The sequence below is a fragment of the Tatumella sp. JGM91 genome (assembly GCF_018257575.1).
Classification (GTDB): domain Bacteria; phylum Pseudomonadota; class Gammaproteobacteria; order Enterobacterales; family Enterobacteriaceae; genus Tatumella; species Tatumella punctata.
The window spans coordinates 1-13,622 of the sequence record NZ_JAERJP010000039.1; the positions used below are offsets into that span (position 1 = coordinate 1).

Consider the following 13,622-nt stretch of genomic DNA (forward strand, 5'->3'; position numbering starts at 1 on the left):
GAAATACGTTTCATGTGTCACTCCATGTCCTCAGATTGATTTTTCAGAGGGGGTGACAACTATGCTGACACTGAGGGGAGGCAGTCATGTTACAAACCTGATGATTACCGTCTTAGATAAACATCACTGAGATATTTCGCCCCCAACAGGTCTTAAGAGCATTAGAAATGTGCAATCAAAAGACTGATAGCATAAGCCGAAACTCACACGTCAATTTATTACCGGTAAGTTTTTACTGTAGTACTGACTCGCCTGAACCGCTGCTCATTACCGACGCTGTACCCCGGTACGACTTCAAAAATACCAATAAACCGGTAAAGAGTTCTGTTATATTCATCTTTGGATTTAGCCATAACAATCCGGTATTCCCAATCATTCTTCCGGAAATCATCTGCCTCCTTTTTCTTTTCGATAATCAACAACCCGTCATCAGACAGTGAATTATCCCATGCGGTATTATCATCAAGTGTCGGAAACCAGACGCTTGAGTTATAAGGCAGTTCAATTACATCGCAGATTTCATCGGGGATCTTCCAGGCAGCCCGCTGGTAATGGCCCTTCTGGTAGCCAAAACAATTCAATGCATCCTTGTGTGTCCTGAACACAGCATTAGTCGATATATCAATATAGCCGGCTTTGATATGTGGTGTAGCAGTGTAGCGATCACTGTCAGTCCCTGCATTGAGTTTATCTCTGGACACCATGCTCTCCTTTTTGTCTTTTTATATATAGCAATAACATTTTCTATCATTGATTCAACTTTTTTCAGTCATTCCCCCATTTTTAACGAAGGCGATAAGCAGAATCAGTGTATACGCTGAATATACTGCATCAGTGTAAACCCATTCAGAACCCTATTCGGCCGTTGGTGATTATAAAACCATTATCATTTTCTCGCATATGCCTGCCCTTCGGGTCACACAAGTTCCTCTGAATTCAGGTGAGTAGAAACTCTGCTTATGAACACACCGCTTTTTCGGCGGATTACCGGTTATCTGTGCATTGAAGAGGCCAGAAGAGGCGTCTCATTTTATCTGAGTGGTTATTACAACAGAATACGTCACCACAGGTATAACAGCGGACTATCCCCGGTAGCCAAAGAAAAACGGATGCAAAACGGACTTCTGTCTGTGCCCTGAAAATATTGACCATACAGGGTGAGATCCCCTTTGAGGAACCGCTCTCCTGGCATGGCCGGCTGTGGAACGCTATTCGGTCATCGTGCGGCGATATTTTCAACCTGCGCGTTATCGGACAGGGTCTGAAGTACATCAGGTGCCACCCGGTGCCCATTACCGGGCAAAATTAAGTTGACCGTGGACAATTTCTGCGCATAATAATTGCATTTTATTACAATTGTTTTCTTTCTTTTTCGTTTATTTGTGTTTTGACAGGGAAAAGTCATGCGCTACTCTGCTTACTCTTCGCTCAGCCTTGCTGTGCGTAAGGTCTGTATTCCATGTGGCCCCGTTGTTTTGCCGCTGTTTATATTCAGCCAACCGTTGCTGGCAGCAACATCAAACAGTGAACAGCTGATCATACAGCAGCAGCGGCAAAAGGCGCTGGAGCAACAACTGATCCCCGCGGCGCCTGATGTGCGCCTGTCACCACCGTCGTCCGGTGCTGGCCGTATTGCTTTCCCGGCAGAAAAACCTTGTTTCCCTATCGACCAGGTCGTGTTGAGCGGCCAGGGCCGGCTCCCCGATTGGCTGCCGTTGCAACGTATCGCCAGTCAGGCACAGGGCCGTTGCCTGGGCGGACAGGGCATTAACCTGCTGATGAGCACCCTGCAAAACCGGCTGGTGGACCACGGCTATATCACCAGCCGCGTATTGGCACCAACGCAGGATCTGAAAAACGGCCAACTGCGATTATTAGTGGTGCCAGGCTACGTGCGGCAGGTGAAACTGACGCCGGACAGCGGCCATTACATTCAGCCCTACAGCAGCATCCCGGCCCATGCGGGCAACCTGCTGGATCTGCGTGATATTGAACAGGGACTGGAAAACCTGCAACGCTTGCCGACGGTGCAGGCCAGTATGGAAATTATCCCCGGTGAACAGCCCGGCGAAAGCGACATTGCCCTGAGCTGGAAGCAGCAGCGCATGTGGCGTATTGGCGTCTCGCTGGATGATTCCGGCACCAGGAGTACCGGGCGTTATCAGGGCGGTTTGACCCTGTCGCTGGATAACCCGTTTTCGCTCAGTGATCTGTTCTATATCTCCGGCTCTGCCGATCTGCAAAACCAGGGCGGCAAGGGGTCGAAGAACATCACCGGGCACTATTCGGTGCCTTTCGGTTACTGGATGGCCGGCGTCACCGCCAACAGCTATGACTACCACCAGACCATTGCCGGGCAGAATCAGGACTACCGTTACCGCGGCAACAGCAGGAACCTGGATTTCCAACTCAGCCGGGTGCTGCACCGTAACGGCAGCCAGAAAACCATGCTGACCTATGACGTGCTGGCGCGCGAGTCCGGCAACTACATCAACGATACCGAAGTGGAAGTACAGCGCCGGCGTACCTCAGGATGGCGGCTGGGATTGCAGCACCGCCACTATATTCAACAAGCCACGCTGGACGCGGGTATCAGCTACCAGCGCGGTACCCGTTGGTTTGGCGCATTACCTGCGCCGGAAGAGACCTTTGGCGAGGCGACGGCACTCAGCAAAATTGTGCAGCTTAACGCCCGGCTCGACGTGCCATTCAGCCTGCTCAGCCAGAACTTCCGCTACAACGTGCAATACCAGCGTCAGATCAGCGATACGCCGCTGACGCCGCAGGACCAGTTCGCTATCGGCAACCGCTGGACGGTGCGCGGCTTTGATGGCGAGCGTACCCTGAACGCCAATCACGGCTGGTTCGTCCGTAACGATCTGGCCTGGCGTACGCCGTTACAGGGGCAGGAGTTGTATCTCGGTGCCGACTACGGCGAAGTGGGCGGCTACGGTTCAGACTATCTGGTCGGGCAGCATCTGGCCGGTGGCGTAGTGGGCCTGCGCGGCTATGCCTTCAGGGTCGGTTACGATCTGTTCGCCGGCGTGCCTTTCTCCAAACCCGGGGGATTCAGCACCAGCCCGGTCACTCTAGGTTTTAACCTTAGCTGGAACTACTGAGGACACGACCATGCGCATAGGCGAATATGATATCAGGGCGCCGTTGATCCTCGGCGGTGAAGACAGCGAGGCAGAAGCCTTTGGCGCGGCGGTATGGCTGTGGATGCATTCGCCGATGCACCGCGATGCCCCGTTGCACACTCTGCCGACACTGCTGCTGCCGATCATCAAGCGACAGCAATATGTGCTGGCGTCGCAGCGAAATCAGCCGGTATTTTTCCTCAGCTGGGCGTGGATGAATCAAGAGGCCGAGGCGCGTTATCTGACACAGCCTGCGGTTAACATGCTGGAAATTGACTGGAACAGCGGCGATCGCATGTGGTTTTGTGACTGGATAGCGCCTTTCGGGCATACGCGGGAAATGCGTAATCTAATCACGCGGGAAATCTTCCCGCACCTGTGCATGCGGGCGCTGTATCACCGCGGAGAGCAGCGTGGAAAGCGCGTGGTGAACTTTAAAGGCGCGCAGGTTAGCCATCATCAGGCGCAGCAATGGCGGGCAAGTCACCCGGTAGCCGTGGAGCTGTCAGAAATTTAATAAGGATATTGCCATGAACAAGGACAGGTATCGTATCGTTTTCAGCAAAGCGCGTGGCATGCTGGTGGTGGCGGCGGATATCGCCCGTTCCGGTCGTGCCGGATCTGCCCGCTCGTCTGGTCCGGGGCATACCCAGAGTCAGTGCATTGGCAGTATGAACGCCATCAGCTTTAGCCTGTTAATATCGCTGGGGGCTATCCAACCGGTGCAGGCGGCGATTATTGCCGACGGCAATGCGCCGGGCGGGCGGCAGCCGACCATCATCAACAGCGCCAACGGTACGCCACAGGTCAATATCCAGACGCCAGGCGCCGGCGGGGTTTCGCGCAATACCTATAGCCAGTTTGACGTCGACAAGCGGGGCGTGATCCTCAACAATTCCCACAAAATGACCCAAACTCAACAGGGTGGCTGGGTCGACGGTAACCCGTGGCTGGCGAAAGGCGAAGCCAGGATAATTCTCAACGAAGTCAATTCCCGCGACCCCAGCCGTCTGAACGGTTATATCGAGGTTGCCGGACAGCGTGCTCAGGTGGTAATCGCCAACCCGTCCGGCATTACCTGTAATGGCTGCGGCTTTATCAACGCCAGCCGCGCCACCCTGACCACCGGTCAGGCGCAGATCAACAACGGTAACCTGACCGGCTTTAACGTTGAGCGGGGTGAAGTGGTGGTTGAAGGCGCCGGTATGGACAGTTCGCGCCAGGATTACACTGAAATCATTGCGCGTTCGGCGAAGATCAATGCCGGATTGTGGGCTAACGATCTTAAGGTCACTACCGGACGCAACAAGGTGGATGCGGCGCATCAACAGATCGACAAACAAAGCGACGATCCTTCCACCCGCCCGCAGCTGGCGGTCGATGTGGCTAAACTGGGCGGCATGTACGCCGGTAAGATCCGCATGATCGGCACCGAAACCGGCGTCGGGGTGCGTAATGCCGGTAACATCGGTGCGCAGGCCGGTAGCGTGGTGGTCACCGCCGATGGCCGCATTGAAAACAGCGGTAAAATCAGTAGTGGCGGCGATACGCAGCTGGCCTCGAAGGGCGGTGTCAGCAACAGCGGCTCACTGTTCGCGGCGGGTCATACCGGCGTCAGCAGCGGTGGCGAGGTGCAAAACAGCGGATCTATTGCGGCTGGCAATACTCTGCGGATACAGGCTGCCAGCCTGAACAGCAGCAAAGGCAGTACGCTGGCGGCCGGTGTGCAACAGGATGGCCGGCCAGGCGGCAGCGGCGAACTGGCGCTCACCACCAGTGGCAAACTGACTGCACAGGGGCTAAATCTGGCGGCAGGCAACCTGCGCGTGAACGGGCAGGGCGTGGATATCAGCGGCAGCCGTACCGCAGCGACTCAGGTCACGCTGCAAGCCGGGTCCGGCGATTTGTCCACGGCCAGTGCGCAGGTTACAGCCACGCAACAGCTCACCGCCAGCAGCGGCAAGCGGTTCAATAATGACGGTGGCAAGCTGGCGGCAAATACACTGGCGCTTAATGCGCATGACTTATCCAACCGCAAGGGGGAGATCACCCAGTCTGGCGAAGACAACCTCCGGTTGAACCCACAGGGCAAACTGGATAACGCCGGTGGCCGTATTGCCAGTAATGGCAATGACCTGACGCTGGACGCCGGTTCGATCGACAACCAGGGCGGGCAAATCATCCATGCGGGTAAAGGTGCGCTGGCGGTGAATACCGGTCGCTTGCAGGGCGATGGCGGCAAGCTGCTGTCCAACGGCCAGCTCAGCATGCAGGGCGGCGACTACGTGTTGGACGGCGGCACCACTTCGGCACAGCAGATCGCGCTGGATGCCGGCAGCCTGTCTAACCGCAACGGTCAACTGGTACAGAGCGGTAAGAGTGAGATGCGCCTCAGCGTCAGTGAGGGGATTGATAACCAGGGCGGCCAACTGGCGGGCAATGGCAAGGTCGCGCTTAACGCCGCGCGGTTGAACAACCAGAGCGGCAAAGTGATTGCTGCGCAGGACGGCAGCCTGAAGGCGCAGGTCAGCGGCGCTATCGATAACCGCCAGGGGCAACTGGCGGCCAGCGGCGATACTCAGCTACGGGCGGACAGGCTGGATAACCGCAAGGGGCTGGTTTCTGCCGCGACGGGCAATGCTGAGGTCACGGCGCAACAGGCGCCGGATAACCGCGGCGGCCGTATTGAGGCCAGACAGGCTCTGCAACTGACGGGTACCGGGCTGGAGAATCAGGCCGGGCAGGTAGCGGGCGGCGCGCTTTCGCTGGCGCTGGGCAACGGGGCGCTGAATAACCTGCAGGGCGTCATCGCTGCCAGCGGCGATCTGAGCCTGAGCAGCGGTGCGCTGAACAATAACGCTGGTCTGCTGCAATCCGCGGGCAATATGAATATTGACACCCGGGACGCGGCGTTGAGTAACCGTCTGAGTGGTGAAAGCGGCGGTATTGTCAGCCAGGGGATGTTGACGATCCACAGCGGTGCGCTGGATAACAGCCAGGGCATTCTGGCCGGCAAGCAGCAGCTGAATATCGACAGTCTGGCACTGACCAACGACGGTGGACTGTTGCAGGCGGGCGGTGATGCGCGCATCGATACGCACGGACAGGCCCTGAGCAATCGTGACAGCGGCAGGCATGGTGGTATCAGCAGTCCGGGCAAACTGACGATCGCCAGCGGTGCTGTGGATAACCAGGCCGGTTTTATCGCCAGTTCGGGTGACCTGCAACTGTATAGCGAGCAACTGGATAATCGCCGCGGTACCCTGGCTTCAGAGAATCAGCTGTCGGCCACCGTCAGGGTGATCAATAACCAGGCCGGGGCGATCAAGTCCGGTCAGGATATGGGGCTGAATGCTGAAGACGTGCTGGATAACAGCAATACCGGGGTGATTGGCGCAGGTAAAAAACTGCAGCTGGACAGCGGCCATCTGCTGAACAATCAGGGCACGCTGGTCAGCGCCGATACGGCTAAGATTCATTTCAGCCTGCTGGAAAACCGGGGCGGCCAGTTGGCGGCACAGACGGCGCTGGAGCTGCACGGTAATAGCCTCAGTAACAATGACGGCGGCCTGATCCAGAGTGGTCAGGGGTTAGATCTAACGGTTGAACGGCTGACCAACGCCAGCAGCGGCGACAAGGGCGGCATTACCAGCCAGGGGGCGATGAACCTCACGACCGGCGGGTTCAATAACGGCCAGGGCGTGGTGATTGCCGCTAAAGACTTGCGGATCGATGCCGAAACGCTGCTCAACGGTGGCGGCAAACTAGTGGCGCAGCAGAGATTGGTGCTGAATACCCCCGGCACGGGCGGCCTGAATAACCATGGGGGATTGGTGCAGTCGGGCACGGATATGTATGTCGATACCTACGGCCAGCGGCTGGATAACCAGAACGGTACCTTGTACAGCCCGGGTAAACTGCAGCTCAGCAGTGGCGACGTCAATAATCAGGGCGGTACGCTGGGAGCCAAAGGCGACTTCGCCCTGGCAGCGCTAAATCTGGACAATGCTAACGGCGGGCGGATTATTGGCGAACAGACGATCCGGCTGTCCAGCGTCAGTCTGGATAACCGCAACGGACAAATTCAGGCGGTCGGCAACCTGTTGCTGGACAGCGGGCGGGGGATTATCGACAACGCCCGGGGGCTGATCCGCAGCGGTGCCACTGCGACGCTCAATGCCCTGCAGTTGATCAATGACGACACCGGGGCGGAAAATAAAGGCCTGGAAGGCGAGGCCGTGGTGCTGAACACCGGCGCGATCAACAACCGTGGCGGCAGTATTCTGGCTAACCAACAGCTGACTATCACCAACGGCGGTCAGTTGGATAACAGCGCGGGTCAGCTGGCTGCCAGCGAAACCCTGCAGTTGCAGGGCACGGCGTTTAACCTGCTGAACACCGGCGGCATCGTCAAGGCTGGTAAGCTGCTGGACATTAACGCCACAGCGGTCGGCGGCGACGGGCAATTGTTGTCGCTGGGCGATATCAGCCTGGTCAGTGCCCGGGGCATCAATAACCGCGGTGAGATGATTGCCAACGGTAATTTCAACCTCACCACGCCGGGCGATGTGACTAACAGCGGCAAACTGCTGGCGGGCGCCAGGTTTGATCTGCGCGCCAGTAATCTGTTGAATGCCGCCAGCGGCGAGATTAACGCCGGGCAGGATTGGCTGACGGTCAACGGCACCCTGACCAACGATGGCCTGATTGATGGCAAACATACGTTGATCTACGCCGACACGCTGACCAACATCGGCACCGGCCGTATTTATGGTGATGCTATTGGCGTGCAAACCGTCACCTTTAACAACCTGGCGGAGAACGGCACTGCTGCCACGCTGGCCGGGCGCGAAAGGGTGGATATCGGCAGCCAAACGCTGAATAACGACCAGCATGGGTTAATTTACAGCGGCGGGGACATGGCGATTGGCGGCCAGCTTGACGCCAGTTACCTGGCTACCGGCCAGGCCGGTACCCTCAACAATCACAGTTCGACCCTGCAATCTGCGGGTAACATGGCGATTTCGGCCGGACAGATCAACAACATCAACGACCGCTTTACTACCGAACTGGTTACCGTTTCCACCGGAAAAATTACCGGGTATCAGCAATCGGCTGATCCGGTACGCTGGATGGCCGGAGAAGAGGGTGTGTTTGTTGACCGCAATTCAGCAGACTCGCTGTTGAACCTTAATACCCCTGGCAAAACCGGGTATGGGAATGACAGGTTCAGCCAATACGACTACAACCGCACGGTGCAGGAAACCCGGGTCAGGGAAAGCGAACCGGGCAAAATTATCGCGGGTAGCGATATGGCGATCAACACCGGGCATTTGCTGAACGATAAGAGCCAGGTGATCGCGGGCGGCACGCTGGCGATAAATGCCGGCAGCGTGGATAACGTGGCGGTGCCGGGCCAGCGCCTGACCACCGACGTCGGCGAAGTGACCAGTTACTACCGCATCAGGAAGAAGGGTAAAGATAAGCAGGGGCACAATACCACGGCCTATACGCCACCGACCACCATTCAGACCATTTCACTGAAGCCGGGCCAGCTGACTGACCATCAACAGGTGGCAGGTAACCCGATCGCCATTGCCCCGCTGACGCAGCAGGGCACCAATACCCCTATCGGCGCTGCCGGCGGGGTCAGTGCGGCAGTCAGCGGCAGTGATATTTCCGCCAGCCTGCAGACCATTGGCAGTGGCGCGCTGCCGGTGATCCCGGCCGTAGCGTTGCAGCCGGGCCAGCAGTTCGAAGTCGCCAACAGGGTCAATAGCCAGCAAGGCGACGCAGCGGACAGCGTGGTGCGCATTGTCGGGCCGGACACCCGTTTGCCGGACAACAGCCTGTTCATGACTAATCCGGCACCGGGCGGACAGTATCTGGTGGAGACCGATCCGCGTTTCACCAGCCAGAAAGCCTGGCTGGGCTCGGATTACATGATGGGTAAAGTGACTAACAATCCGGACAATATATTGAAGCGGCTGGGCGATGGTTACTACGAACAGCGGTTGATCCGCGAACAGGTAATCAACCTGACCGGGCAGCGCTATCTGGAGGGTTACAGCAACGACGAAGAGCAGTTTAAGGCACTGATGGATCAGGGGGGGGCCTTCAGTCAGCAATATAACCTGAAGGTGGGCGTAGCGCTGACGGCCGGACAGATGGGCTTACTGACCCGGGATATCGTTTGGCTGGTGAAGGCCAGCGTCACCTTGCCGGACGGCAGCCAGCAAGACGTCCTGGTGCCGCAAGTGTATGCCCGCATGCAACCGGGCGATCTGGACGGCTCCGGTGCGCTGATTGCCGGGCGTAACCTTAATCTCAATCTGGGCGAAGGCTTGTTCAACAGCGGCCATATCGCCGGGCGTGACGTGGTGAAACTGAGCGCCGCCAACATCACGAACATGGCGGGCCGCATTCAGGGGACCGACGCTGACCTGACTGCCCGCACCGACATTAACAATATCGGCGGGCTGATCCGGGGTAACAACTCGCTTCTGGCCAGCGCCGGGCGTGATATCAATACCATCAGCATAACCAGCACGGCACAGAGCATTCACGGTGACAACAGCTTCGAACGCACCAATATTGACAGCGTGGCTGGCATGTACGTGCAGGGAAGCGACGGCAAGCTGATACTGCAGGCCGGTCGCGACATCAGGCTGGATGCGGCTCAGGTGGTTAACCGCGGTGAGAATGGCCAGACCCTGCTGAGTGCCGGGCGCGATCTCACCCTGAATACGGTGACCACGGCCAGCCGCGATAACCTGATCTGGAATGGCGACAACAGCCTGAAACAGGGCAACAGCCAGCAGGCCGGCAGCGAAGTGGTGGGTAAAGGGGCGGTGACCCTCAATGCCGGGAACGATATCACTGCCCATGCCGCAACGGTTTCGGCCGGTGATGGACTGAATCTTAATGCCGGCCATAACATTAATCTTCTCAGCGGCGAGAACACCCTCGATCTGGACGAACGACACAAGGTGACCGGCGGTAACGGCCTGATGTCGAAAACCACTACCACCACCCGCGACACTCTGGAGCGCCAGAGCGTACAGGGGACTCTCCTGAGCGGCGACAGCATTAATGTGTTGGCGGGCAACGATTTACGGGTTCAGGGCAGCAGCGTGGCCGGGACTCAGGACGTGAAACTGCTGGCAGGGAACGATCTGAATATCACCGGTGCGACCGAAAGCAACAGTGAACTGCACCTCAGGCAGGAGAAAAAATCCGGCCTGATGAGCAGCGGTGGTATCGGCATCAGCTACGGCACCGAAAGCCTGAAAACCACGGAGACCGCGCAGGGGCTGACTAATCAGGGCAGCACCGTCGGTAGCGTAAACGGTAACCTCACCCTGGGGGCCGGTAATCATCTGGCGGTGACAGGCTCCGGGCTGGTGGCCGGCAAGGACATGGCGCTGACTGGCAGGAATGTGTCGGTGACACAGGCGCAGGATCAAAACAGCCAGACTCACAAGGTTGAACAGAAGAAATCCGGTCTGACGCTGGCACTGTCCGGCACGGTTGGCAGTGCACTGAATACTGCGGCAGAAACCTCGCAGCAGGCGAAACTCACCGGCGACAGTCGCCTGGCGGCATTGCAGGGTACCAGGGCGGCACTGAGCGGCATACAGGCGGTGCAGGCGGCGAGTTTGGCGCAAGCGCAGGGTGCCGATCCGGCCAATAACAATATGGCGGGGATCAGCATTTCCTATGGCACCCGGTCTTCCGCGTCCACCCAAAACAGCGGACAGAGCACCGCGCAGGGCAGCAGCCTGACGGCGGGCAACAACCTGAACATTACCGCCAGCGGCAACGGCGTGAAGGGCCAGTACGGCGACATCCTGGTGCAGGGCAGCCAGTTGCAGGCAGGCAAAGACGTCACCCTGAATGCCAGCCGCGACGTGAATCTGCTTTCCGCCAGCAACACCCGGTATCTGGACGGTAAAAACGAGAGCCAGGGCGGCACACTGGGCGCAGGTATCGGTGCCGGTTCCGGCGGTATCGGGCTGAGCGTTTCCGCCAGCGTCAACAAGGGCAAGGGTAACGAGAAGGGTAACGGCACCAGCCAGACCGAAACCACGGTTAATGCCGGTAATCAGGTCAGGATTACCAGCGGGCGCGATACCAGCCTGACAGGCGCACAGGTCACCGGCGAATCGGTCCGGGCTGACGTGGGCCGCAACCTGCTGCTGGAAAGCCAGCAGGACAGCGATCGTTACGCTTCCGGGCAGCAGAACGTCAGCACCGGTGGCAGCTTTACCTTCGGCTCGATGACCGGTTCGGGCAGCATCAGCCTGAGCAAAGACAAAATGCACAGCAATTACGACAGCGTGCAGGAACAGACGGGTATCTTCGCCGGCAAAGGCGGTTTTGATATCACCGTGGGCGAACAGACCCGGCTGAACGGTGCGGTTATCGGGTCGACGGCGACGGCAGAGAAGAATAAACTGGATACCGGCATGCTGGCGTTTAGTGATATCAACAACAGTGCTGCGTATAAAGTCGAACACCAGAGCGTGGGTATCAGCACGGGCGGTAGCGTGGGCGGTCAGTTCCCGGGGAACGTGACCAGCGGGCTGCTGGTGGGCGCGAACGGCAGCGGAAGCGACCGCTCGGCCACGAAGTCCGCGGTAAGCGCAGGCACGATAGTTATTCGCGATAAGGATAAGCAACAGCAGGATGTGGCCGGGCTGAGCCGTGACGTGGAGCATGCCAGCCAGACGCTGAGTCCCATCTTCGACAAGGAGAAACAGCAGAAACGGCTACAGCAGGCGCAGCTGATAGGGGAAATCGGCAGTCAGGCAGCGGATATCGCCCGGACGCAGGGCCAGACAGAAGCCACAAAAGCCGGTAAGGCAGAACTGGCTGCGAAAGGCGTCAAAGAGCCGGGCGCAAATGCCACGAAGGAAGATATCGCTGCGTACAACAAAACCCTGACGGAAAGCTCCGGCTACAAAACGGCCCAACAGAAATGGGGCACCGGCAGCGCCATCCGGCAGGGTATGCAGGCCGCGACGGCGGCGGTACAGGGGCTGGCGGGTGGCAATCTGGCGCAGGTGCTGGCCGGGGGGCTTAGTCCTTATGCGGCGGGGGTCATCAGGGAGATGACAACCAACGCGGATGGCAGCACCAGCGTTGCGGCAAACGCGATGGCGCATGCGGTATTGGGGGCGGTTGCAGCGAAGGTCAGTGATAATAGTGCATTAGCGGGGGCCGCCGGCGCGGCCAGCGGTGAGCTGATGGCGCGCTATATAGCGGAGACGCTTTACCCGGGAGTGAAACCGGAAAACCTGACGGAAGAGCAAAAACAGACCCTGAGCGTGCTGGGAACATTAGCCGCAGGGCTGGCCGGCGGACTGGCGGGGGAGGGCACCGGCGATGCCATAGCAGGTGCACAAAGCGGCAAGAATGCGGTTGAGAATAATGCGCTGAGTGCAGGCTCAGATCTTGGGTTCTGGCTGGGTAATACCCCAGGCTGTGATACGGCCTGTAAGACCGGCATTGCGAAAGGTGTTGCTGAAGGAAATCTGGTGGTGTCAGCAGGCGTTGCTGGGGTGGCCGGTGGTGCAATGATAGTAGGAGCCACGCCGGAAATAGTGGCGGCAGCCAAAGCAGCGCTGGAAGGTTGTAAAGCGGCACCGGCAATCTGTCTGAATAACGCAGGGTTGCAAGTAGCAGAAGGAGTAACACCTGGTGGTGTAGGTGCAGCGGGAGCTATTGGGGTTGGTAAAACGGCCGCAGAGGCGGCGGCGAAAGCAGAAGCTGTTGTGGCTAATACCGCGAAGAATGCTGGAAATGGCAGCATCATAAATTCGATTAAAAATACAGCTGAGACACAAGTTAGTGTTGATCAGAAATTAGCTAACTATCTGTTAGATAAGCAACATCCTGTTGGAGGAAGTAAGGCAGAATGGTTCGATAGTGCTCTTGGTTTTAACAAAACAAACTCAAACGAGCTTGCGAAACAAATCGTTTTTGACTCCGGTAAAGCCGTTAAAACAGCAGAAACGCAGTTTGGTACTAAATATGATCAGGTGATACCAATAACTGGTACGAATGGTAGAACGATCAACGTTAAATTTGGTTGGATCGAGAATAATGACGGCGTGGTTAGGCTCGTAACAGCTATTCCAGCTAAGAAATAAATATATTGGTATTTACTTTATGATCAAAGAATATGATGTAGTTAAAGCCAAAAAGGACTTGTCTGACACTGTGCTAACAGGATGTAGGGGAGCTGTTGTTATGATATATCAAGAGCCTACTTTAGGTTATGAAGTTGAATTCGTTGATAATGAAGGCGCTACATTAGATGTTTTGACGGTTTACCCTGATGACATTGAATCATCAAGGTAACAATATATTTTTAGTAACACTCAAAGACCCCGGCCAGTTGGAGGGTGTTCATTATTCTGTGTCAAGGCTTACAGGTCGATATGATTATCAAGTCGACCGGCGAAGTGGATCGACAAC

At 57.2% G+C, this 13,622-nt stretch carries 5 protein-coding genes; 4 read left to right on the plus strand and 1 reads right to left on the minus strand.

Annotated elements, in window-relative coordinates; genetic code table 11:
• Nucleotides 1–218: 218 nt before the first annotated feature.
• Complete coding sequence (locus tag JK198_RS16450) at nucleotides 219–704, minus strand: hypothetical protein (protein WP_212711032.1); 486 nt, start codon at nucleotides 702–704, stop codon at nucleotides 219–221.
• A 699-nt stretch (nucleotides 705–1,403) separates the two neighbouring features.
• Here JK198_RS16450 and JK198_RS16455 point away from each other — a divergent pair.
• The 4 genes from JK198_RS16455 to JK198_RS16470 are packed head-to-tail and all read left to right on the plus strand — an operon-like array spanning nucleotide 1,404 to nucleotide 13,505.
• Nucleotides 1,404–3,119 carry a ShlB/FhaC/HecB family hemolysin secretion/activation protein gene (locus tag JK198_RS16455; protein ID WP_212711031.1) on the plus strand — a complete coding sequence of 572 codons (1,716 nt, stop codon included), beginning with the start codon at nucleotides 1,404–1,406 and terminating at the stop codon, nucleotides 3,117–3,119.
• A gap of 10 nt (nucleotides 3,120–3,129) precedes the next feature.
• Complete coding sequence (locus JK198_RS16460) at nucleotides 3,130–3,657, plus strand: toxin-activating lysine-acyltransferase (RefSeq protein WP_212706643.1); 528 nt, start codon at nucleotides 3,130–3,132, stop codon at nucleotides 3,655–3,657.
• Between the two features lie 13 nt (nucleotides 3,658–3,670).
• On the plus strand, nucleotides 3,671–13,294 hold the full coding sequence (locus tag JK198_RS16465; protein WP_249213362.1) for a hemagglutinin repeat-containing protein: 9,624 nt from the start codon (nucleotides 3,671–3,673) through the stop codon (nucleotides 13,292–13,294).
• Between the two features lie 19 nt (nucleotides 13,295–13,313).
• Nucleotides 13,314–13,505: a DUF4926 domain-containing protein gene (locus tag JK198_RS16470; RefSeq protein WP_212711030.1), complete on the plus strand. Its 192-nt coding sequence runs from the start codon at nucleotides 13,314–13,316 to the stop codon at nucleotides 13,503–13,505.
• Nucleotides 13,506–13,622: the final 117 nt, after the last annotated feature.